The sequence below is a fragment of the Candidatus Abyssobacteria bacterium SURF_5 genome (genome assembly GCA_003598085.1).
Taxonomy (GTDB): Bacteria; Abyssobacteria; SURF-5; order SURF-5; family SURF-5; genus SURF-5.
On sequence record QZKU01000070.1, the window covers coordinates 18,593 to 42,402 of the forward strand.

The 23,810-nt window shown below is 54.5% G+C and carries 22 protein-coding genes; 1 reads left to right on the top strand and 21 read right to left on the bottom strand.

Going from position 1 to position 23,810, the window contains the following annotated elements; translation table 11 throughout:
- Positions 1–216 precede the first annotated feature (216 nt).
- The 10 genes from C4520_10445 to C4520_10490 form a co-directional block, all read right to left on the bottom strand.
- Positions 217–1,683: a putative sulfate exporter family transporter gene (locus C4520_10445; protein ID RJP21128.1), complete on the bottom strand. Its 1,467-nt coding sequence runs from the start codon at positions 1,681–1,683 to the stop codon at positions 217–219.
- A 251-nt stretch (positions 1,684–1,934) separates the two neighbouring features.
- Positions 1,935–3,413, bottom strand: a complete 1,479-nt coding sequence (locus C4520_10450; GenBank protein ID RJP21129.1) for a hypothetical protein — start codon at positions 3,411–3,413, stop codon at positions 1,935–1,937.
- Between the two features lie 97 nt (positions 3,414–3,510).
- Positions 3,511–4,845: a phenylacetate--CoA ligase family protein gene (locus C4520_10455; GenBank protein ID RJP21130.1), complete on the bottom strand. Its 1,335-nt coding sequence runs from the start codon at positions 4,843–4,845 to the stop codon at positions 3,511–3,513.
- 137 nt (positions 4,846–4,982) lie between these two features.
- Positions 4,983–5,717, bottom strand: coding sequence for an ABC transporter ATP-binding protein (locus tag C4520_10460; GenBank protein ID RJP21131.1), 735 nt, complete (start codon positions 5,715–5,717; stop codon positions 4,983–4,985).
- Positions 5,695–6,495, bottom strand: coding sequence for an ABC transporter ATP-binding protein (locus tag C4520_10465; protein RJP21132.1), 801 nt, complete (start codon positions 6,493–6,495; stop codon positions 5,695–5,697). Before C4520_10465 ends, C4520_10460 begins: the two co-directional genes overlap by 23 nt.
- Positions 6,495–7,391, bottom strand: coding sequence for a branched-chain amino acid ABC transporter permease (locus tag C4520_10470; GenBank protein ID RJP21148.1), 897 nt, complete (start codon positions 7,389–7,391; stop codon positions 6,495–6,497). Before C4520_10470 ends, C4520_10465 begins: the two co-directional genes overlap by 1 nt.
- A 92-nt stretch (positions 7,392–7,483) precedes the next feature.
- The gene (locus C4520_10475) at positions 7,484–8,377 is read right to left on the bottom strand and encodes a branched-chain amino acid ABC transporter permease (GenBank protein RJP21133.1); all 894 of its coding nucleotides are present in this window, start codon (positions 8,375–8,377) and stop codon (positions 7,484–7,486) included.
- Between the two features lie 122 nt (positions 8,378–8,499).
- Entirely contained in the window at positions 8,500–9,645 is a 1,146-nt protein-coding gene (locus C4520_10480; GenBank protein RJP21134.1) for an ABC transporter substrate-binding protein, read from the bottom strand.
- 77 nt (positions 9,646–9,722) lie between these two features.
- A complete protein-coding gene (locus tag C4520_10485; protein ID RJP21135.1) occupies positions 9,723–10,157 on the bottom strand; it encodes an amino acid-binding protein in 435 nt (144 codons plus the stop codon).
- Positions 10,154–11,467 carry a phenylacetate--CoA ligase family protein gene (locus tag C4520_10490; GenBank protein ID RJP21136.1) on the bottom strand — a complete coding sequence of 438 codons (1,314 nt, stop codon included), beginning with the start codon at positions 11,465–11,467 and terminating at the stop codon, positions 10,154–10,156. The genes C4520_10485 and C4520_10490 overlap by 4 nt, the downstream gene beginning before the upstream one ends.
- A 338-nt stretch (positions 11,468–11,805) precedes the next feature.
- On the opposite strand from C4520_10490, the gene C4520_10495 reads away from it, so the two are divergent.
- Positions 11,806–12,228, top strand: coding sequence for a hotdog fold thioesterase (locus C4520_10495; GenBank protein RJP21137.1), 423 nt, complete (start codon positions 11,806–11,808; stop codon positions 12,226–12,228).
- A gap of 88 nt (positions 12,229–12,316) precedes the next feature.
- Here C4520_10495 and C4520_10500 read toward each other — a convergent pair whose 3' ends face one another.
- The 11 genes from C4520_10500 to C4520_10550 all read right to left on the bottom strand — a co-directional run bounded on the left by C4520_10500 (position 12,317) and on the right by C4520_10550 (position 23,359).
- Positions 12,317–13,345, bottom strand: a complete 1,029-nt coding sequence (locus tag C4520_10500; protein ID RJP21138.1) for a DUF1573 domain-containing protein — start codon at positions 13,343–13,345, stop codon at positions 12,317–12,319.
- Between the two features lie 20 nt (positions 13,346–13,365).
- Complete coding sequence (locus C4520_10505; GenBank protein ID RJP21139.1) at positions 13,366–14,145, bottom strand: flagellar brake protein; 780 nt, start codon at positions 14,143–14,145, stop codon at positions 13,366–13,368.
- Between the two features lie 181 nt (positions 14,146–14,326).
- Positions 14,327–14,995 carry a cobalamin-binding protein gene (locus C4520_10510; GenBank protein ID RJP21140.1) on the bottom strand — a complete coding sequence of 223 codons (669 nt, stop codon included), beginning with the start codon at positions 14,993–14,995 and terminating at the stop codon, positions 14,327–14,329.
- A gap of 18 nt (positions 14,996–15,013) precedes the next feature.
- Entirely contained in the window at positions 15,014–16,036 is a 1,023-nt protein-coding gene (locus tag C4520_10515) for a methyltransferase (protein ID RJP21149.1), read from the bottom strand.
- 24 nt (positions 16,037–16,060) lie between these two features.
- Positions 16,061–17,023, bottom strand: a complete 963-nt coding sequence (locus tag C4520_10520; GenBank protein ID RJP21141.1) for a tetrahydromethanopterin S-methyltransferase subunit H — start codon at positions 17,021–17,023, stop codon at positions 16,061–16,063.
- Between the two features lie 7 nt (positions 17,024–17,030).
- The gene (locus C4520_10525) at positions 17,031–18,944 is read right to left on the bottom strand and encodes a DUF4445 domain-containing protein (protein RJP21142.1); all 1,914 of its coding nucleotides are present in this window, start codon (positions 18,942–18,944) and stop codon (positions 17,031–17,033) included.
- A 20-nt stretch (positions 18,945–18,964) separates the two neighbouring features.
- Complete coding sequence (locus C4520_10530; GenBank protein RJP21143.1) at positions 18,965–20,047, bottom strand: hypothetical protein; 1,083 nt, start codon at positions 20,045–20,047, stop codon at positions 18,965–18,967.
- A gap of 224 nt (positions 20,048–20,271) precedes the next feature.
- The gene (locus C4520_10535) at positions 20,272–22,071 is read right to left on the bottom strand and encodes a hypothetical protein (protein ID RJP21144.1); all 1,800 of its coding nucleotides are present in this window, start codon (positions 22,069–22,071) and stop codon (positions 20,272–20,274) included.
- Between the two features lie 115 nt (positions 22,072–22,186).
- On the bottom strand, positions 22,187–22,387 hold the full coding sequence (locus tag C4520_10540) for a hypothetical protein (GenBank protein ID RJP21145.1): 201 nt from the start codon (positions 22,385–22,387) through the stop codon (positions 22,187–22,189).
- A 22-nt stretch (positions 22,388–22,409) separates the two neighbouring features.
- A complete protein-coding gene (locus tag C4520_10545; GenBank protein ID RJP21146.1) occupies positions 22,410–22,691 on the bottom strand; it encodes a DUF111 family protein in 282 nt (93 codons plus the stop codon).
- The gene (locus C4520_10550) at positions 22,688–23,359 is read right to left on the bottom strand and encodes a TetR/AcrR family transcriptional regulator (protein RJP21147.1); all 672 of its coding nucleotides are present in this window, start codon (positions 23,357–23,359) and stop codon (positions 22,688–22,690) included. Before C4520_10550 ends, C4520_10545 begins: the two co-directional genes overlap by 4 nt.
- Positions 23,360–23,810: the final 451 nt, after the last annotated feature.

Genomic DNA, 23,810 nt, shown 5'->3' on the forward strand with positions numbered 1-23,810 from the left:
GAGAGGCCGACAAAAGCAAGACGCCGGCAAATCAACACGCTAAAACTTGTACGCGCCCGTGACAAGGATCAGCACAATCAACATCAGCAGGCCTATCAAGAGGCTGTAGCCGATCAGCTTCTTCTCGACCGGCGACAAAGGTTCCGCTTCCTGCTTCATTTCATCGGCGATCTTTGCCTTCTCGGTTACTGTCATCTATCTTCTCCTTCAACGCCCTCAAGCACCGGGCGGCGCTTGGATAATAGGCGGAGTTATTCCATGGAAGAACAGGAATGAGATGAGCAGGCCCACCCAGATAATAAAGCCGAACAGGCAGAGGAAGTATACCACGGCCAGTTTGCCCATGCCCTCTCGTTTCAACGCGGCAAAATTGGAAATCGATCCGATCGAAAAGAACGTGAGCGCAAAGAAGATCTTGCGCAAATTATCAGCCTCGGAAATACCCGACTTGATCGCGGACACTAGCGGCGGCGATGCCAGCCCGATGCCGGCAACAATCAGGAATGCGAGGATATATCCGATTACGAACTTCGGGAAGCGGTACCATATCTCGATCTTCGGCACCTTCACGCCCGGCTTCTTTTCCACGCCGTACACCCATACCATCGCCAGCACAAACGCCCATATCCCGATAAAGATATCGATGAACATCTTGGTGGTTACGCTCGTTGCCAGCATCCAGCCTTCTTCATAAACGATATTCTGCGCGCTCATCGCCTTCGCGCGAATGAGCGCATCCGTTATTGCCCCGCTCGCGGCAGCGGCGCCGTCTGTCTTAATCGCAAGTCCCATCCACGCTCCCGCCATCATCGGTTCCGTGTACAACCAATGCTGCGCCGCAAACGGAATAATAAGTAACTCGACGACCGCAAAAACAATCACGAGCGACGAGATAATCACCGGAACGACGGGCCGCGCTTTTATTGCGCCCGCAGTCGCCATTGCCGCCGACACGCCGCAGATCGAAATACCCGACGCCAGCGGAGCCGACCACTCAGGACTCAATTTGAACCATTTCCGGCTCACGAAGTACACCACCGGCCAGTAAATGAGATACGCCTCAACTATCGCGCACAGGCCTCGAAAGATGATTGTGCCGGCCAGCTTTGATGATTGAAACGCCTTCAGCCCAACCGACGCCCCCAAAATCACAATGGCGATCTTTACAAACCATTCCGGCCGGGCAGCCTCCTCGAGATACTTCGCGAGCTTCGGGAAAACATTCCCAACGATCAAACCGGCAACCAACGCGATAATATACCCTGCTTCACCCGTAAGACTCAGCGACCAATCGATCCCGAATTTCGCTTGTTTGTCCGGCGTAGCCGCGATGTAAGCCCAATGACCGGCCACCCAGCAGATATAGGTGAGCCAAAAAATCAGCGAGAAACCAGCAACGTATTTCTTAATGTTGAGCCGAAGCGAGGCTGCTCCGATGGCGGTGACAACGGTTACGAACGCATACGTAAAAATCAGGGATAAAATGGCGGGGAATCCGCCAAATTCGGCCGAAGTCGGCGCCACCGCGTCAAATAGATTCGAGTATACGCGCGTATCGGCAACCCAGCCGAGCAAGTCGATGCCAAGCAGAGAATCGCTCAACCCGAGAACTACAACGGCGAGCCCGATCCACACCGCCCACCAGTCTTCGGTGTTGAAGGATGTCCTCGTATCCGTGCCCATACGTTTATCCTCCCGCTGACCAGTCAAGACAGCCAATCGCGAAAACTTGACGCTGCTGCTCTTCTGCGCGAAGTGAAGAATCTTTTGCCCCTCCCGAAAGCTGCTTCACTTCGTCCAGAACGCAAGAACTTTCGCTGAAAATCTCCAGCGCGTCATCCCTTCTTGCCAAGCTTCATCACGATTGCGGAAAAAGGGCATGAGGGGAAGGCAATGTATTTTGCCTCCCCCTTTTGCCATGTAGATCGATTAAACTAGAACTTGTAAATAAACGCGGTCTGAACTCTGAAGTCGTCGCCGTCCGCCTGATCAACCCACTTCGTTTCATGCCAGGCAAGCTCGAGCCCGACATCGAAATTGGGGACAACTGTCCAGATCGTGTTGGCGAAAACGGTCCAGTTCTGGGAAATGTTGCCCAACATCATATCTTCGCTGTCCGCATCATCCAGACCATACCCGAAATTGAATTGCAAGTCGGGACGCGGTGTCAGCGCGGCATGGATGAACCCGCCGGTAGCCTGTATCTCTTTCAGGTTTATGGCCGGGGCCGCCCCAACATTTACGAAACCTTGAACGATTCCACCATAGACGTTGTCTATGTTCTCCCCGGTCCAGATTTCGCCCTGGAGACTGAGAAGATTCGGAATGATAGTGATCGACCCGTCAAGGGCCACCATCCAAACGTCAAGGTTTTCTGACTGAGTGATATCGCCACGAGCCTCCGTCTGCTCGCGTGCAAGCAGGCCGGACAAGCCCAAGCTCAGTTTCCTTTCTCCAAGGATTATGGTGTCCATTCCGATGCGCGCCTCACCCATCGGGTAACCGGATTCCACACCGTTCAGCAGTAGATCGCCGTCAAAGTCGTCATTCGTCATACTGCGGTCTGTATGATTCAAGCTCGCCTGTCCGGTGAATTTCGTTCCATCGACATCCCACCATTTGGTGAGGCGAAGCTGCGGGCGCCGGTAGCCGACGTTGCCCGATCCCCACAACACGACGCAGTCGAGCATCGGCGGTATGCGCGGGGCGACAACGTCCCACGTCTGGCCGGCAAGAAAACTCCATGTCGGATAAAGAAGTTCAGCATACGCGTGCCGCATGCGAATGCGATGCGCCACGACGTCTCCGCCGTTCCCCGACAGCTCGTCAAAGTCGATCTCGATTTTTCCCTTGATCGTTCCGCCTGCAAACTCGGGGCCGTCAAAATTCAAGCCCAAACGAGTGGCCGTTGCGGTCATGGAGAATTGATCATCATCATCGCGATGGACAAACGTGGCTGGATAAACGGGTGCCATCGATCTTCCGTCCTCAGGCCAAGCCCAGCCGACGACGTTGCCGGAAAACATGAACACCGCCGAATCGTCATAAGCGGCATCCAACCGGATGAAGCCGTAGGGCGTGAGTTTGATCTTGCCTTTTCCGATAGTGAAGCCATCCTGAGGAGCGACCTTCTCCTGCACGCGCGCGACGATCTCTTCCATGTTCACGTACGCTTCGGGCGCTTCCTTGGCTTCCAGATCCATGATCTTGCGATCCTGCTGCTGGATCTTCATTTCCTGCTGCTGCATTTGCTGCTGCATCTGCAACAGTTGCTGCTTCAGAGCTTCAATGTCTTCTTCGTTTTCCGCCCATGCCGCTGGCGCCAGCAAGAAGCCGGCAACGGCAATGGTGAGGAATAAAACCACCTTCTTCATGCGTTCTCCCTTGCGTTCTCTGGTATTCCCCAAAACCATGCATGAATTCTACTGCTTGTACTGTGTCACTTCCTCGGGAAATAGGCTTTATCCCCAATGGTCTCGAAGTATCACCCCCCTTTTTGCCGAGCGAACTTTATTCGAATCCTTCTGAAGCCCTCGAGGCGGAGTCCCGCCGGTCGACTATGCGACCGTGTTTGCGCTTCTCGGCAAGAGCGCCCGGTTCAACCAGGCGCACCTTCGCGCTGACACCGAGCGCGTCGAATAGTTCGCCCTGTATTTTTGTTTCAATTTCTCTCAGAATACGAAGCTGATCGGAAAAAAACGCGTCATTTACCTCAATAAGGATCTCGAGGGTTTCGCTGGTTTCGCTCCCTTCGACCACGAGCTGATAGACCGGCGCATCCTGTATGCCCCCCACCGCATCCTTGATAAACTGTTCTACCTGCGACGGCAAAATACTGATCCCTCCGATGAAGAGCATGTCATCCGTTCGCCTCGAGACACGGTCCATCCGCACAAAGCCCGACCCGCATTCGCACAATCCGTACTCGAGTCTGGTGATGTCGCCGGTCCTATAGCGAATCAGCGGAAACGCCTCTTTCGTTACCGTGGTAATCACCAATTCGCCCGCCTCGCCGCCCGCAACAGATGCCCCTGTCGCCGGATTAATGATCTCGGGAATGAAATGATCCTCAAAGATGTGAAGCCCGTCCCGCTTCACGCATTCAGCCGCTACAGCCGACGGATAAAATTCACTGTGACCGTAACAGCCAAAAACCGGCGAACACAGCACCTCCTCGACTTTCGAGCGAAGCGATTCCGACCAGTACTGTCCAACCAGTACGCACGCTCGAAGCATGAGCGCCTTCCCTCCGCCGTGGTTCTGCCGGACGTATCCCACCAGCCGGAGAGCTTTTTGCGGTGTGGTGACCAGAACGCTCGCTCGATAGTTCTTCATGGTCAGAAAAGCGGCTTCCGGCGACATGTGCGAGCCGGGGATCACCGTGGCCCCGAGTCTCTCCGCGCCATAATGAAGGCCGAGCGTGCTCGGAAACAGCCCGTATCCAATGTACATCTGGACGACGTCATCCGGACCGATTCCAGCATATGAAAGAGAGCGTGCGGCAAGTTCAGTCCAATGGTCAATATCATTGCGGGTGAAACCTACAACGATTGCCTCGCCCGCAACGGAAGATGTGCACTGCAGACGAATGACCTCGCGCAGCGGGACGGCGAACATGCCGTAGGGATGGTTCTTGACCAACGTGCTCCTGTCGGTCATCGGCAATCTGTTGAGGATATCGATATGGGTGAGGTCATCAGGATAGAAATCGCAGGCTCGGAAGGATTCCTTATAGAACGGGACATTCTTATAGACGCGATGAAGCACCGCCTGGAGCCGCTCGAGCTGAAGCTGCTCGATCTCGTCCCGGGCAGCCAGAGAGGATTTTGGATTCCGTGCACCCATAATCGCTATGCCCGCACTCGTGTGAGGAACGGCATCTTACCCTTCGGCAAAAAGTATATCAGAATTTCCTTTTCTTCTTCTAATTTTTTTTGCTGCGCCAAAATTCAGGCTCGTGGCTGGGGCTGTAAGCTTGTTCGTCACTCCCAGATTTTCTCGTACGTCTTTCCCAGATATGCGCGCTCGACATCATGATTGCGAAGCAGATCGCTGCTCGGTCCCTCTACAACGACCTGTCCGGTTTCAATAACATATCCCCGCCCTGCAATGGAAAGCGCCATGCGCGCATTTTGTTCAACAAGCAGGATCGTAACCGCCTGCTTTTTCAGTTGAACAATCGTGTCGAAAATCTCTTCTGCAATCTTCGGGGCAAGCCCCATCGACGGTTCATCCAGCAACATGAGGCGGGGGCGCGACATCAGGGCCCGGCCGATTGCCAGCATCTGCTGTTCGCCGCCGGAAAGAGTGCCGGCAAGCTGGCTCCGCCGATTTTTCAAGACCGGAAACAGGGTAAAAATCATTTCGAGATCTTCATCAAGTTCATGCCGGCTGCCGTTCTTGTATCTGAGGTACGCACCGAGCAGCAGGTTGTCGGAAACCGACATAGGCGCAAAAAGTTGACGCCCTTCCGGCACCAAAACCACACCGAGCTTGACGATCCTTTCCGGCGGAAGCCCCCGGATATCCTTCTCGTTAAAGAGAATGGTGCCCTCGCTCTGGCTGATGAGCCCGGCCACCGTATTCAAGATGGTCGATTTCCCCGCGCCATTCGCGCCGATCAATGTAACGATTTCACCCTTGCCCACATGGAGACTGATTCCTCGCAGGGCCTGCAGGCGGCCATAATAGCTCTTAAGATTTTGGATTCTCAGCATAGTGATTCGTGCGTCCCAAATACCGTGCGATAACTTCCTCGTTGCGCTGAACGTCCCGCGGCTTGCCCTCGGCAATCTTCGTCCCGAAATCGAGGACAAGCACATGATCGGAAATCTCCATTACCACCGACATATCGTGCTCGACCAGCATCACAGTGACGCCTGAATCCCTGATCTTGCAGATCAAATTTGCAATTTGGTCGGTCTCCCGCATGTTCAAGCCGGAAGCCGGTTCATCCAGAAGAAGCAACTTCGGAGACGTCGCGAGCGCACGCGCGAATTCCACCAGGCGCCGCTTACCAAATGGCAGCGAAGCGGGGGAGGAGTGAGCCTCGGAGCCTAAGCCGACTATCTCCATCTTCTGTAATGCCTCTTCTCGTATGTACTTCTCCTCCTCAACGGCTTTTCTTCTCCTGAAAGCATTACTGAAGGCGCCGTACCGGGTTCGGCAATGAAAACCCAGCATCACGTTCTCCATGACGCTCATGTTATCGAAAATTTCCACGTTCTGAAAAGATCTGGAAACACCCATGCGAGCTATGACGTACGGCTTTTTCCCGCCGATCTCCCTGTCCCCATAAGTGATCCTGCCGCTACTCGGCGGAAGCAGGCCGGTGAGCAGATTGAACAACGTTGTTTTGCCGGCCCCGTTCGGCCCGATAATCGATTTGATTTGACATTCGCTCACCTCAAAACTGAGGTCGTTCAAAGCGAGGACTCCGCCGAAGCGCCTGGTCAACCGGTCGACTTTCAGCAGCGCAGAATTCTTTCTTTCCATCAGCTCGCGCCCTGCCGGTATAACTGCCGGCTGAATCGCCTCTTGATAATGCTTAGTATCCCCGCCAGTCCTTCCGGAGCAAACATCATGATAATCAGCATCACCGCGCCATAGATAAGGATGTCGTAGTCGCCGAAGGTGCGAAGATACTCGGGCAGTGTTGCAAGCAGCAGCGCCCCGAGCAAGGCGCCCCATACGTTTGACATCCCTCCCACAACGACCATTGTGACAAGCAGAATCGACACGTTGGCATCGAACGTTGTCGGACTGATAAACGTGACATAATGTGCATAGTAACTGCCGGCTATAGAGGCAATCACGGCGCTGAAGACGAACACCTTCATCTTGATCGAAGCAGTGTCTACCCCCATGGCGTTGGCGGCTGTCTCACTCCCGTGTATCGAGCGCAAGGCCCTGCCGACCCGCGAATGGATGACATTCAGGATCAAGACCAGTAAAACCACAACGGTCGCCCAGACAAGATAATAAAAATCGATATCACGCTTAAAGACGAAACCGAAGACCGAAAGCCGGGGAATCTGGCCGAAGCCCGAGGGGCCGCCTGTTAGCTCCACGGCTGAATTGAAGAAGATGTAAACGATCTCACCGAAACCAAGGGTCGCCATCGCCAGGTAATGCCCACGCAGCTTCAGGACCGGCACACTGATCAGGAAGGCGAAGATTCCGGTAATAAACATGGCGACCAGGATCCCGATCCAGGGAGAGAGGCCCACTCGCGCGCTGAGCAGGCTGGAAGCATAGGCGCCTATACCATAAAAGGCCGCATGCCCGAGTGATATCTGGCCCCCATATCCCAACAGCAGGCAAAGAGATATCGTCATCATCGAATAGATTCCGACGAATACCAGCATCCCCAGGTAGTAGGGATTCCGCATGACAAGGGGAAGGCCCGCTACCACCGCAATAAAAAGGACCACTAGGAGATAACTTCGTTTGCCCACGCTGCTCCCGTTTTCCCGGACACTGCCTAAAATTTCTTCAGCCGCTGTGCTTCCGTATCTCCGAGCAATCCGCTGGGGCGAATAAAAAGCACCGCCAGAAGCACGATCAGCGCAATCGCGTCCTTATAATGGGATGATATGTACCCCGCTCCCAATGATTCCAATATCCCTATCAGTAGACCGGCCACCACCGCGCCCGGCCCGCTGCCAAGCCCGCCGAGAATGGCCGCACCGAATCCTTTGAGAGCCAGCATCGCGCCGCGCTGGTAATCCATCAGCACTATGGGAGTAATCACGATTCCCGCAACCGCTCCTATCCCCGCGGAAAGACCAAAGGAAATGGTCACCATCTGCTTCACACTTATGCCGACAAGCCGAGCCGCCGCGGGGTTATGAGCGCACGCCCGCATTGCCTTCCCCATAAGCGTTCGATTGAAAAACCACGCAAGCCCCAACACCACTGCAGCAAGGCTGCCCAACACCCACAGCGATTGCGGAAGAATCGTCGCCCCGAGCACGGCGATCGGCGTCTCACCCGAGAAATGGGGAAGATAACGCGCCTCTTTTCCCCATGCGAACATCGCTATTCCTTTTATTAAAATCGAGCCCGCAATGGTTATCATGATCAATACGAGAACCGACGGAGCTTTTAACGGATGAATTGCCACGCGCTCGAATCCAACCCCGACCAAAACAACAAGCACGACCGCGATCGGGAAAGCGATTGGCAAGGGCAGCTTCCACACGGTGGTCAAAGTAACCATAAACATCCCGCCCAGCATTACGAACTCGCCCTGCGCAAAATTAATGATACCCGTGCAGTTATAGATGATGTTGAAACCGAGCGCCACCATTGCATAAATGCTGCCGATGGCGACGCCCGTGAATAGATACTGAAGAGTCCTTGAGAGAACGTCCATCACGTGATCCTGTTATCCGGAAGCGCCCGCCCGTATGAATGGCAGGGGCACGGCTGCCCGTGCCCCTGGTCTGTCAGCAGTGAGAATTCAGTTATGCGCTTCCCGGTGTTGATGCGCGGGAACTAAATGCCGAGAGGCATGAACTTGCCCTCTTTTACCGTCATCATCTCGAATGCATTCTTGTCGAGGCCGCAATGATCTTCAGCCGAAAAATTGAAGATCCCGCCGGTGCCGACGAAGCCTTTCCTGTTCTCAATGTAATCCCGGAGCTTGGCTTTGTCCGGACCGACCGCTTTCAACGCATCAATGACGAGCCATAACGAATCGAACGCGTGCCCGCCGAATGTGCTTACCTGGTCTTTGTATTTCGCCTCGTACTCCGACTTGTACTTCGCCAGGACCGCCTTTTGGGGTAAATCGTCTTTGAGATGCTCGACAACCAGAAGCCGCCCCGCAGGAAAAATGATGCCTTCACCCGCAGCACCGCATGCCTCAATGTTTTTCGGATTCCCAAAACCATGGCTCTGGTAAAGCGGAATCGTCATGCCGAGTTGTCGCACGTTCTTGACGACAACCACTTGGACAGGCCCGACGGACCAATTGATCAAAGCCTGTGCGGGCGTACCTTTAATCTTGGTCAATTGCGCAGTCATATCAGTATCCGACGGGGCATAGCTCTCGTCCGCGACAATCTCGATGCCCATAACCGGCGCAAAGGCCTGGAGCTGCGCTCTGCCGGTCGCCCCAAAAGCGTCCGTGGAGGTAATTATGGCTACTTTCGTGAGCCCTTTGGCTTTCATATGTTCATAAATGCGTACGGCACAGTCACTGTCTTTCTGAGGAGTCTTGAACACCCATTTGAACACCGGGTTCACAATCGCCTCAGCCGCCGCGCAGGAAATTAATGGCACCCCATATTCCTCGGCAATCGGCTTGACCGCCATCGTCGTCCCGGTTGTGGTAGGCCCTACAATGGCGACCACATTATCTTTTGCCACCAGCTTCTTAACTGCATTCACCGTGTTCGGCTCGAGGCCTGCATCATCCTCAACAATTACCTGTATCGGCCTGCCGTTGATGCCGCCCGCCGCGTTCACTTCGGCTTCAATCATCTTCACCGTATTCCGCTCGGGCTCGCCCAGCCAGGACGCTTTACCGGTAACGGCAAAGACCGCCCCAATCTTAATCGGTTCGGGCGCATCGGCTGCGAATAGGCTCCCGCTCAGTGCAAGGCACAGAACCAATGCTGCTAGTACAGTCTTTTTCATTCTCCCTACCTCCATTATCACGCGTATCCGACAACCAAATGACCCGCCTACTGGGCAGGGCCAAAACTCGCCGATTCCTAGAGAACGCCGTAAACCTCCTTTGAGGATAATAATCTCAATTTCTGATTTTTCAGACTCTCAATCACCTCGTCCGTGTTTTCAACCCGGAGAATGATTACCGCCTTGTCGCTCTTCCGCTCGAGCACACTGTACATATATTCGATATTGACGCCGCAACCTTCCATTGTCTTCAGCAAATCCGATAGCCCACCCGGGTGATCCGGAACCTCAACTGCAATGACATCGGTCTCCTTGACCGCATGGTTGGCGGCTCGCAGAACGGCGTGCGCTCTCTCCGGGTCCTCGACCACCATCCGCAGGATGCCGAAGTCCTTGCTGTCTGCAAGGGAGATGGCGCGCAGATTCAGGTTGGCTTTGGTCAATTCGTCCGTTACCATACGCACATGCCCGATCTTATTCTCAAGAAAAACTGAAATCTGCTTTACCTTCATCCGGCTATCCCTCCTTCCTTTCGTAAATCTATGACTCGTTTTGCCTTACCCATGCTGCGCTCGATGGTCTTCGGCTGGACCAAAGTCACCTTCGCATGAATGCCGAGCATGCTCTGTATCTCGTGCTCTATCTTCTTCTCAATCAGTTGCAGGTTCTTGATCTCGTCTGAGAAAATCTCCTCACTCACTTCAACTTGCACCTCGAGCGTATCCATCGGTCCGTCTTTTCTCACAATCAATTGGTAATGAGGTTGGGCCTCATCGAAGCCCACCAGAACATGTTCGATCTGAGATGGAAAGACATTGACGCCCCGGATGATCAGCATATCATCGGTTCGACCCGTCACCCGATTCATCCGCACAAGAGTCCGCCCGCATTCGCACGGCTGGTACCGGAGACTGACGATGTCCCGCGTTCTGAATCGTATAACGGGAAAAGCCTGCTTGGTCACGCAGGTCAAGACGAGCTCCCCGATCGACCCCTCGGGCAGTACTTTCCCGGTATCGGCGTCGATCACTTCGGGAATGAAATGATCCTCGAAAATATGCAGGCCGCACCGATGCTGGCACTCTGTCGCAACGCCAGGGCCGATTACCTCAGTGAGCCCGTAGATGTCCATCGCGGTAATGCGAAGCCGTTCTTCGATTTCCGAGCGCATCGTGTCCGACCAGGGCTCGGCGCCAAACACGCCCACCCGAAGCTTCAGCCGGCTCATATCGATGTTCATTTCCTCGGCGACTTCGGCAATCTGCAGCGAGTATGACGGAGTGCATGCAAGAACCGTCACCCCAAAATCTTCCATGACCATCAACTGCCTCTTTGTATTGCCGCCCGATATGGGAATGACCGTCGCCCCGACTTTCTCAGCTCCGTAATGGATGCCCAATCCGCCCGTAAACAGGCCGTACCCGTAGCTGTTCTGCACTACGTCATTCGCAGTCACATCACCCGCCGAAAGCGTGCGCGCCATCAACTCGGCCCATAGATTCAAATCCGCCTTCGTATAACCGGCCACAACCGGCTTCCCGGTCGTGCCCGAGGAAGAATGTATCCGCACCACGTCTTTCAGCGGAGTAGCGAAAAGGCCAAATGGATACGTCTCTCGCAATTCATGCTTCGTAATGAATGGAAGCTTCTGAAGATCTTCGAGAGTCTTGATGTCCGAGGGGCTTAGCCCCAAATCGTCAAGCTTCTTGCGAAAGTAGGGAACATTCTTATGAACGCGCCGAATTACCCGTTTCAGGCGCGTCAGCTGCAATTCCCGAAGCTGTTCTCTCGGCATGCATTCATGTTTCTCATCCCAAATCATCTTGACCACTTCTCCTCATCCAAAAGAGTTCCCCAATAGCGCCTGCAGAAAAAGTAGGATACAAGTTGCGTCTGTCATGTGCTTTGCGAACGCGCCTCGAAAGCTGCACCTCTTGGTAGGGGTTATACCAGGGATAAAGGAGCATGATACAGAACATGATGATCCCCTCTACATTTGCAGCCGCGGCAGTATATCATGCCCCGCAAAAAGAAGTCAATAAAGGGGCGCCAAAAGAAGGTGCTTCCAAATGCTTCCGCACGTCCCTTTGACTGCGGTGGACGAGGCGAGTATTATAGGAGCCATTATTATCGGCAAAGAAAATCTCCAGGAGGCCCGGAATGAGCAGTGCAGTATTCGAAGCGATCCGTAAAAAGGTGCGAGATGAACCGTTCGCCCAAAAAATGAAGCTTGCGCTCGCTGAACTGGCTGAAGGCTACTCGGTTGTGACAATGACCTTTACGCCCGACATGGAAAACCTCTTCGGAATGGCGCATGGCGGCGCTATATTCGCCCTCATCGACGAAGCCTTTGAGACTGCATCGAACTCCCATGGAACCATGGCGGTCGCCTTGAATATGAGTATAACCTACATTGCACCGGCATCGCCCGGTGATGCTCTGAGAGCAGAAGCAAAAGAAGTGCACAGAACAAACCGAACTGCCAGTTACTATATCACGGTCCAGAACCAGGATAATACTCTCCTGGCAACCTGCCAGGCTCTGGTTTATCGGAAGAAGGACAAACTTCCGTTTCTCGAGTAGATCTGATTGTATCTGCAGGTTGGGAAATCGGAACCTGCCCGGAGGAGGCAATACATCCTCCTCCGTGAGGTAAATTCAGAAAAGATTACTACTTCACGTGTGCAAACACGGGTACCTCAATGACTGGATAGCTAGAATCGTTGGTCTTGATGTATAACTTTTCCGAAAAGGCGCCGGCCGGCGGCTTCTGATTTATTGAGACTTTTATCTCAAAGAAACGAGACTGCTCTTTTTGCTCAAGTTCATAGGCTATCAAGGGATTGGTCGATTCAACACCGGTAACCGTAAACTCCTTGTTGTTCGTGCTATGTAGACGAATGACCCTGGTCAGCGGGAGATTCTCGTTGATCACTCCAAATGCGACGGCGTCAGGTATCACCTTCACCGGCCCAACCACCTTTCCCCGCAAATGCACGAGCACTTTGGGATAAGAAGCGTTATCGGTCAGTATGGTGAGTCTTTCCTGAAAGTTGCCGACCGGCAGTTTCCCATCGTATTGCAGATCAATCCGATAGCCGGTTACTCCCGGTTGATCGGCCGGCCTGTATGAGGCGGTGAAGGCGGGAGACGACAGCTCGAGACTCTTGATATTCACCTGCAGTTCCGGGTTGTAAAGCAGGTCCACGGTGCGTGATGACTTCTCATTGAGCTCCGCAACCCAATACAGAGTGCTGGGCCTTACCTCCAACGGCACCAAAACGTTGGCAATGATCTCAAGTTTTACGGAGGGGCTGCCGGGATCATTCGAGCTCACAAATATGGCTTTCCTCCGCTGCCCCCCCGAGCGGCCGGAATGGAAGCTCACTTCAACCGAACCGTTGCCGCCCGGCGGAATCTCACGTTGCGACAGCAATGTGCCGGTGCAGCCGCATGTGGTCTTGATGTCTCCGATATTCAGTGTCCCACTGCCGGCGTTCTTGAATTGAAATTTGTATTTTACGGTCTCGTCCGGGCCCATTTTACCAAAGTCGTGCACCAGTTTTTCAAACACAATTTTCGGCGCCGATTGTGGTTGTGCGGCCGGTTTGGGCGATTCGGAAGCGTGCACACTAAAGGCAATAGCCGCAAGAAACCCTGCCACACAGAGAGACGCGCCCGCCGTAAAAAGTCTTTTCATCGAATCCCTCCTGATTCATTCTATTGAATGGCATTGAGCCGACTTTGAAGGCTGATCCTCTGTTGTTCCGCAACGTATCGTAGTATTTTATCAATATTTCTCTTATATGCAATATCTGAATCAACCTCTATAAACTGAACTCCAAAAAAAACTTCGCGCACGTCCCTTCGCCGCAGATAGAAACCGATCTTGCCCAAGAGCCTGATCGGTTGATCTTCTTCAGAAAGTCGAAAGGAAAGAGACAACCTCGTGTCCACCCCCAGAAGAAGGCTTCTTCCCTCCGCTATGCGAAAGCCCATTCCGCCTCCGCCTATGTCAGTCATATACGCCTTTTCGCGCGAACGTATCCTCTGCTGTTTTCCCCTTTTTCCCGTATAGATGCCAACCATGACTTCCAATGAACGCGACCTCGGGATGGAAAGCCGATAGAAACTCCTGATCTTGCCTGTCGCAAGTGCTGCGGGTACTTGCAGTTGCAGGGCAGCCACATCAATTTCCCGATTTAGCTGATGCCGAACCCTTCCCAAGATAGCTGTAGCACAGGAATAGATGACTCCGTTGTGGACAAAAACAAGTTTAATCTTCTGCCCCGGCCGTAATAAGATGATCCTTCCTTTCGACGTCGGCGCCTGAATCACCAGGACAGGAGGAATAGCGTCCCGCTGAAATGCCAGAAAACTGCTGCGGTAGAATTCGGTGGATTTTTCTCCCATCGGACGTACGTCAAGAGAAACATTGTGCTGGCAAACCGATGAGAGAATAGAAAAATCATCGTCCGCTGTTTTCTTTCGAGGAGACATTTCCAATATTATAGCCACTTCATGGGTGAAATTTCAAGCTCGGCACAACTTGTTTTAGCAACCGCAGCAACGCATCATAACGACATCCGTTTGAACGCCCGCTGCAGAGAAGTTGTGCGCCGGGGGAGGGTTAGTACTTCCGGAAAAGGCGAAGAGCCGTTGCTTCCTTATCTGCCGGACCCTACTGCATAGTCCGCAGCGAAGATACCATCCTCAGAGCCTCCTTCAAGGCATTGGAAGCGTTATCGGCAGTCGCATCCGCACCGAATTTGGATACGATCTCCTGAGTGACCGGGGCGCCGCCGATCATGATTCTCACGTTTGGATTCCGCTCGCGGATCATTTTGATCACCCGCTCCATCCCGAGCATCGATGTGGTCATCATCGCCGAGAGGCAAACCAGCGCTGCATTCGTCTTTAACTGCTCCTCGACGAACTTCTCGAGCTCGACGTCCTTACCCAGGTCATGAACCTCAAAACCGGCCACTTCAAACATCATCTTGACCAGATTCTTCCCGATGTCATGCACGTCGCCCTGAACCGTTCCAATTACGACAACGCCTTTTGACTTGGCCTTATCTTCAATCTTCACATGGGGCCGAAGAATATCGAGGCCGGCATACAGGGCATCGGCGCAAAGGAGGAGTTCGGGGACGAAATACTCCTCCTCTTCCCATAGCCTGCCGGCCTCTTCCATTCCTTTGGCCAGACCGTTAATAATTGCGTCATACGCATCCAGATTTGCGGCAAGAACCTCGTTCGCGGCAGCGACGACTTCTTCTTCCTCGAATTTCCATACACCGTCAGCAAGTCTCTTCAGCAGTTCTTCGCGCTTGGCTTCATCCGCCATAACTAGATTCCTTCCTTTTCACTTCCGCTCTCGTCGACCGGCGGCGACGGCCGCCATCAGCGCTTCCATATTCTCCCGCGGAGCGGTGGGCCAGATATCGCAGCCGGGCCAGACAGCATCCACCCCATCTTCAATACAGTGAGCAACAGCGCGCCTGACGTCCTGAGGCGTCCCCCGCACCAGCACGTTATATGGATCAAAATTGCCGAGGACAACGGGAGCTTTCCCGATGCTCTCGCGCGTCTGGCGCAGATCGTTCTTCTGATCGACGCTCAGCGCAGACGCACCGCACCCGTTCATTGAATCAATGATTCCGTTTGATTTCCCGCAGATGTGGAGAACGAGCGGACCCGCCGATTTCCTGAAAATATCCTTTAGATGCGGCTCGACAAGACTTCGAAAAAGAGTCGGCCGCAGCACGTCCGAGCATGCCCCCATTTCCCGAATCGTTATATAATCCGCACCCGCCGCAAAATATGATTTCGCCAACTCAACGATCAGCGATGAATAAATCCCAAGGATCTCCGAGACCTCCTCCGGCTTCTTCAGGCACAGCTTGAGCAGGTGATCCAGTTCCATCGTCTGGCCTGCTACGGTGAACGGGCCCATGATGTAGGTTCCAATCGGAATTTCCCCGCCGACATCGCTCTTGAGCAGACTCAGCGCCTGTCTCACCATCGGCACTCGCCCAGCGTTGGCAAGATCGGATGGAATCCGGATTCCGGCAGCCGACGATATCGTCTTTTCCTTGACCGTCGGATACAGTATCTCCTGCGGGTCCACTTCCGTATAAAAATTGATCGGACAACCCAGCAGTTCCGCCTCGATTGCAACATCGAACGGAACAACCGCAGACTGGAATCCGAACAGCCGGAACGAAGTCGCCGCCAGCTTCGCCATTTTGCCGGCGTCGGTATGCGCCTGGGCAAAACGTATTCCCGTTGCCTTCATCCCCTCAGTCGTAACATTCCCCATTCCGCTGAAACACAAAAACTCGCTGTCGCGCTTCCCCTGTAAAAGGTTAAGCGCCTTCTGCCGTATATTTTGTTGCGAAGCCACGTGATGCTACTCCTTCACTTGTTTCTGCGGCCGCTCAAGTTGATCGACAAATTCCGGGAATAGACGCCGCAACGGGTGAAATTCGGCCGCCGATAATTTCCGGGAATCGGAAAAGGTGTAAAGCGCCTTTATCGAATCGGCTACTGCGGCCGCCGCGAATGCCCGTTCCGTCCCGGACATCGGGCCGTAGAAAAGGAAATCGCTCCACACAGCCGCGATCGCATGAGCGGCGGCGTCAGCGCCCGCAAATATCTCGCGCGAGCCTCCCGCGCGAATCTGCTTCCATGTATACGTGCCGTTTGCGGGAGCGCAGCCGACTGGCAGCCCGAACTTCTGCTTGATTTCAACCCCAGCCCGAAGAGAGAACGCCATCGCCGCCACATTCATGACCGTGGTGTCAATGAGGATGCTGGAGAAGCATCCTCTCTCGATCACGGGCAACATCGCTTCAAGCGATCTTATCCTGCCGCTGGAGAATTTGTCGGCTTCATCAAACACGCCGACTATGACATGCTTCACCCCGATCTCGGCAATCTCTTGCACCTCACGCTCCAGATCCGGACTCCACGGGTTGAGGCTGTTGTAAATGAGCCTGTCAAGGATATCAATTGCCCCCGCTCTTCTTGCAGCCTCCATGCGAACATCAACTTTCCATGCGTCAATACAAAGGGGGGCCGGTGTCTCCTGCGCCAGAAATTCAAGATATGCGTCAAATTCGGCCACGCCGTTTCCTACAACATCGATACAGGCCGGGATGGATGTCTTCGAAGATAATTCCCGCAGCTTCTGCAGATAAGCCCGAGCGGCGTCTTTGTCGAATGACGCCGTTTTCCTGCTGGCGATCAGCCTGTCGCCCTTGTGAAACATCGAGCCGATGAGCAGGACGGGATTCGTTCCCGGGCGGCCGCCTACTCGTATGCCTCCAATGTCGCAGACTCTCTGTCCCGCATCAAGACCGAAAGGATTCATGTTCAAATCACTCCGTCGGCAAAAGCTCTTTCAGATTTGGAAAGGCATCATGCATGTGGGGGAAATGCATCGCCTCTACAAATTCCCGCTCGAAATCCTTCTCCAGAGTCAATTCAACATATTCCACGCGACAGGCCTGCTCAGCGGCCTCTTTCCTTTTTCCGATATCCAGCAGCGCCATCCGCGCGCCGTCGCCGGCTGCGTTGCCGACCGCGATCACGTTCTCAATCGGACAGTCGGGAAACATACCCATCAGCATCGCGCACGTCCGGTCGATATAGCTCCCGAATGCGCCCGCCAATACCACCCGATCGACGCTCTGAATCCCGAGGCGCTTCATCAGAATTTTTGAGCCGGCGTATATCGCCCCCTTCGCAAGCTGAACCGCGCGAACGTCTCCGGCCGTGATCGTGATGTTCTTCCCGATCGAAGTTTTCTCCTTCGGCACAAGGACGAATTCTCTGGATTTGCCATCGACCACAATCCGGGGCGAATTGATGCTCTTGTTGAATCGGCCGCTCTTCTCGACGATGCCGGCCCTGAACATCTCCGCAATGGCGTCTATTATACCCGACCCGCAAATGCCTCGCGCATGCTCACCATTATCACCCGCAATGACCCGGTATTCGACATCCAGCCCCCCCGGGGCAATGCGCACCCGCTCAATCGCGCCAGGCGCCGCCCGCATTCCATGCTTGATGTGGGCGCCCTCGAGCGCCGGTCCCGTCGCGCATGAGGCAGCCAAGATCTTATGGCGATTGCCAACAAGAATCTCTCCATTGGTGCCGATATCTATTATCAGTTGCATCTCATCTTTATCATAGGGGGCTTCCGCGATGAGAACGCCGACGTTATCCGCGCCAACGAATCCGGCCTCCACCGGCAGAACGTGCACATTGGCCGCTCCATTGATCCCGATTTGCAATTCGGCTGCCTTCAGGTCGATAGCGGACTGCACCGCCGGAGCAAATGGGGAAACGCCGACGCCCACCGGAGAGATGTTCAAGAGGATGTGATGCATCACGGTATTGCCCACAATGCACATCTCGAGAATGTCATCCGGCTGAATTGAAGCCTTCGTGCATACGCTGCCAACTATCTGGTTGAGAGATCCTATGATCTCCCGGTGCAGTTCGCTCAGTCCACCGTCCGCAGTCATGATATAGGTAACGCGCGACATGACGTCTTCACCATAAGCGACCTGCGGATTCATGAGCGAATGGACCGCGGCAACGTCTCCATTCGAGAGATCGCACAGATAGCCGGCAACCGTCGTCGTGCCAATATCCACCGCCAGACCGAAACATTTCATCGAGGAACCCGGAACCGCCCCCAGAAGTTCTTTTCCCATCCAGACCGCAACCGTCACCTCCCAGTTCCCCTCACGCAACACATGCGGGAGCCGCGCCATGAAAATTCTTCCCGCTCGCAGACCATGCAGGCGATGCTGCGATTCCAGCCCTTTCAGCAGGCGCTCGTAGTCGCTCAGTGGGTCGGCAAGCGTGGGTTTTTCCAGTCTGACATGGTAGGTCTTGACCGCCGGATTCAACGCTATCTTCCGAAGTGTCACTTCTTTCCGAACCACCTGCTGTCCACCACGGCTCTCCTCGGGAACATGTATCAGCAGATCCCCCTGAATATGGGCCGCGCACGCAAGCCGATATCCTTTGGCGATTTCGTCCGGCGACAATACTTTCTTTTCTTCTTCCGTAAGCGGCGTGAGGTGATCGTACCGCGATTCAATGCCGTGGCGCTCGAAAAAGCCCTCCTGCACGCGCACCTTGCATTTGCCGCACGTTTTCTTGCCTCCGCAAATGGATTCTATATCCACCCCCAGTTCGCGCGATACCTCCAGCAGGTTCTTCCCTCGCTCGATTTGCCCGCGCCGGCCGGACGGCTGAAATATCACTTGCTTGTGCACGTAATCCCCTTGCTCCTCCTTTAAGCCCGCTGCATTGTACGATATTCCTTCACGGCATTGATCATTGCTTGAACATTCTCAAGAGGCGTTCCGACAGGAAGATCACAGCCGCTGAGAAGACCAAAATTGGGTACTCCCTCCATTGCTGTCAGCATCTCCATCACCACAGCCCGCACTTCCTCCGGCTTCTTCAACATAAGAACTTCCACCGGCGCAATGTTGCCAAGGATAATGATATCCGGCGGCACCTTATCCTTGATCTTCATCAGATCGGTCGGCGAATCGACGCTGATACCAGTAACCCCCGTCTTGCACATCAGCTCGACCAGATGCCCGGCGCGACCACATATGTGAATGGTAGAGGGCACAGGTGTGCTTTTTGTGAGACGTTGAAGATAGGGAAGGACCATGCTCGCAAACGCCTTCGCCGAAAGCAGACTGCACGTCGGCTCCGCAATCCCGATCACGTCGGCGCCGGCCTTGATCAACTCCATGTAATACCGTTGGACCACCTGGAGCGAATACTCCATCACCTCATGAACGAGCGGCGGCTCCTTGATGATCTTTCGCGTTATGATATCCACTCCCATCAGCTCGGCGGCAAGCGTGAATGGACCGGCCGCCGCCGCCGTTTTCGGAAGAGTGAAACGTCTCGTGAACAGCTTCGTGGCGTCAATGAATACCTTCAATCGCCCGTCTTTGTACGGGTCCGGAATCCGCAGATTCTTCATGTCCTCATGCGTCTGGATCGGATGAACCTTCACCGAGGGCAGCGCGTTCTCAGGGATGGTAACTTCACAGCCGCAGGCCTCGGCCTCCGCCGCAAGATCGGGAAATGTGCACATGACGAAATCAGGCTTGAACGTAGTCACATACTTCTCTATCGTCCCGAACATCACGTGCCCATCCGTCAGGTTCTGCTTGACCGTCGTCCCCGTCAGCGGCGCAAGATAAGCCCCCATAATCGGTGAACCGATCCTGCGACCTGAGCCTGCCGCCATCTGCGCAAAGCTTTTGCCGGAGGTCGCCCGCCGCAAGAACAGCCCCACCGGCCTCACCGCCTTATGTCTTCCCACCCAGTTGATGACGTCGATTGTGCTCATTGTAGTGGCTCTCCTTGTGGGGAGGGATAATCAAGCCGCTCCCGGCCAAAGATATCCATCTTGTGAGTAATTTCGTGCGGCCCCCCGTTGGGAAGCCACGCCCTGATCATGTTAACAAAATCACAGCGAAAACTCAAATGGAATTCAGAAACTTAACCAGCTTCATTTATTGTCCTTGAGCAACCATAATTGTCAAGAATCTGGACCTATGTCGGAATTTGCCGTTACGTCCCCGGACTTTTATCACCATCCAGTTGCGCCGTCATCCGTTGCGCGAGAAGAGCCACCTTCTCGGCCCGCTCGCGTGCTCCTGGAATCGCAGTCGAAATAAAGCTTCCGGCCTCGGCAAGCCTCGCAGCTTCCGCAGGCGAATGCATTCCCATCGCGGCCGCGACCGCGGCCGGAACCGTGATGTTGAGGATGATGTTCGATCCCATAAGTATCTCGTTCAGGGGAACTGCCGCAAAAGGGATGCAGGCCAAAATCATGCCATCCTGTTCCTGAATCGCCTTGGGGATAACCCTGTGCGCGAGTCCCTCGAAACGGATGGTCTCTTCTCCGAGAGTTACCTCGACGTCGGCGTCAACGTTGAAACTGAGATACCGCTTCGCAATATCTTCGCTTCGACGGGCGCCGCAGGCGATTTTGGTGAATTTGATGCCGACCTCTATTCCATTGGTACGGAGAAAATATCGGCTCCCGCCTTTCTCGATGGTCTCCTGACGTTGCTCATCGAAGGTCTTGACGACCGATTCGAGCGTGGCCCCTTTGGAGAGCATGGCGTATGCGCTTACAGCTCTTCGACGGACGGCCTCGATACGGACTCCTTCGGTGCCGCGGATAATGGAGCGGGTTATCGGCCCGCGCCGCAGTTGTTCGGCCTTGCGGGCCATCACGTTGGCCGAGACTTTTGCGGTCTCCGGATCCATGAAAAACTCATCGCGCACATCGTGCACGGTCGTCGCCGTTTTCTCCTCGTCGCCTTCATGGTTTATAAAGGCGAGCAAGGCGATGATTGCGTCGGTGGTGACACGGCTGAGCACACTCGCGACCGGGCCCGACCCTCCTCCGCACCCGATCATGCCGCCTTCCTTGAAGCAGCCGAGGATATCGTCGAAGGTAATCATCGCCATGACGGTCGGCGCGCCGATATCCTTAAGCATCAGCCCCAATTCGCCAACCACTTTAGCGGTGTCGACCACTCGGTCAACTCCTTTGATGGTCAGCGTCTCCGGCAGCCCGGTCGCAGAGACAGCGCCCTGCCCGGCCAGGTGCGTTGTGTTGATCTTGCGGTAGTCGCCATATTCGGCCGCGACGCGGGCGTCGGGATGAACGATCTCAAGGATTGCGGCTGCGCCGAAAATAGCGGACATGATGCGGTTCGGCTGCATGCCGGCCCCGGCGAACGCCTTCATCATGGCCTCCGCGCCAATGCGGGCGCCCTCTTTGGCCAGGGCAGGATACACAAGATCTTCGCCAAGAGCGGAATGACCGTAAATAGGGCCGCGCGCCACGCCATTGGGCACAAGCGAGCCATCGATGGGGCTTAACTTCTTTTCTTCCATGGCGCGATAAATGGCCTGGACCGCGGGGAATCCGGAAATCTTATTATTCAATTTCGGAGTCGGCACCGACATTACGCCGCAGCGGTCTGCGCCGGCGATCATACGCGCCATCGCACCCAATTTTCGATTGCCTGCGGCCACACCCGCTTGAACATTCGCGCCGGCGAAATAAAGCAGAGTCGCGCTCAGTAAAGCGGCGTTAGCCGAATCCGCCCCGGCCGCGCGAGCGGCGGCGATACATTTCGCCAGGACATCATCGAGTGGTATCTCAGGCGCATTATCCGCAGTAACTTTCAATGTCTTGCCTCGCAGGAATTCCTCGGCGATCACATTGGCGATCGAAAAGACCGCCAGAGTGAGCATCCCATGGCCCTTGGACAGGGCCTCCAACCGGTCACACGTCATCAGGTCAACATCGGCTATCGAAGCCGTCATAGCGGCGAGAACTTCTGGTTGCATATCCGAATTCCTTCCCCCCAAAGGAGCGAACCAAGCCAAAGGGGACTGTCACAAGAATTACGGGCCGTGTCTTTTCGGCCATAGATTCGGGACTGTCCCCAAGCAAAAACAAAGCCTAAAATTGAATCGTAAAAAAACCATTCTCATTTCTTGCGGCGTGTGCTTCCAGCAGCGCGCGCATCTTTGCCAATGAAACATTCAAACCGAATTCTTCTTTCACCCGTTCGCGAGCGCGTACGACGTCCGCGTGCTCGGCTCGCGCGTTACCTCCGTCTCCTTCCCGCGCCTTGAAACGAATGTCGAGCGCAATCGACAAATCGCCCTTCCGAATGGTCGCCTCATACGCATTTGAGCGTTTGCGGCGTGCAGTAATGACATGTCTGTATCTGATGATAGCCGAAGATGGAAAATTCTTCGGCCAAAAAGCTCGCCCAATCGGCCTCCTTGGCGGGGTCGATATCGAGCAAGAGAAGACAGCCCGAGCGGCTTTTCTTCGTAATTCCCGGCAGGACGTACACATTTTCGGCCCCTCGGGCGATGATCTGGTCGATGGCGTAGCCCAACTCCTCGCCGGTGAGGTGGTCGACCTGTGCCAAAATGAGCATCCCGTTCTTCTTCATGCGTTCGCTCCGGGCCGCTCCGCCGGCGAGAGAATTTCCTCGAGCCAGCCGAGCATCCTGTCAACATATTGCGTGTGGCTCTTCCTCTTTCCGGTGAATGGCACGCCAAAGTATTCCTCCAGCCGAAGGGAATGATAGGTCGAGACGAACCCCGAGTAGAGGAAGAAGCAAAGGCCGCCCACAATGTGAGCGATCATGGGGACATCGATATCCGAACGAACTTCGCCCCGCTCGATGCCCTGGGTGAGAATGGCGCGAAAGTACTTGACCGAGGTCGCCTCGATGCGCCGCGTGACCTTTCGCGCGAAAGAGTCCATGTCCGACGTTCCAAGCTGGAGCAGGATACGGAAGGTGTCGTTGCGGGCGTCCGCGTCGGTCTGCGTGTTCTCCATGAGCATGCGTATCTTCCCGAGGCACGAGGCGTCGCTCGCGACCACGGAGCGCATGTACTCATCCTTGCCCTCGACCTGGCGCATGATGACGGCCTCGTAAAGGTCTGACTTGTTCTTGAAATATTTGTACAGCGCGCCGTTGCTGATGCCCGCGCGCTCGCAGATGTCGTTGATGTTCGCCTTATGATAACCATTCGCGGCGAATTCCACCTGCGCCGCCCGCAACACGCGGTCCTGCTTCTCCTTTGAGATATTCGAGAAAGTTTTCGAAGCCATTTGTTGTTGACCTCGCAAAAGATACCCCTCTCAAAAAATCCGCCGCTTTCAGGGGGCCGGTCAATCCGAGAGAGTGAGCGTTCACTCTCTTATATCATCCAAGTGTCTTTTTGTCAAGCATCGTTCAAAGAACGGTTTTTTCGAGGAATACCGGTAGAACGGATGGAGATGGAAAGTGGCGGCCATAGCAAGAGAGATCGCAAGACCCAGCTTCGCTATGCCTCCTGGTACATCGGAACAATTAGTGCCTACACCTCCTGCTTTTGGGCTTTACCTTGCAGATGAAATTCACCCCGGCGGGAGAGTTGATATACGTCGCCGCTAAAGTCCACAACTTCCTGACTCAAGAAATATGGGTCCTCATGAGAATTTGTGGGTGAGAAAAAGTCATAAATAATTGAAAAGCATGAACTAAATCCTGTATATCGAGTGTCTGAAGAGGATACTTGAA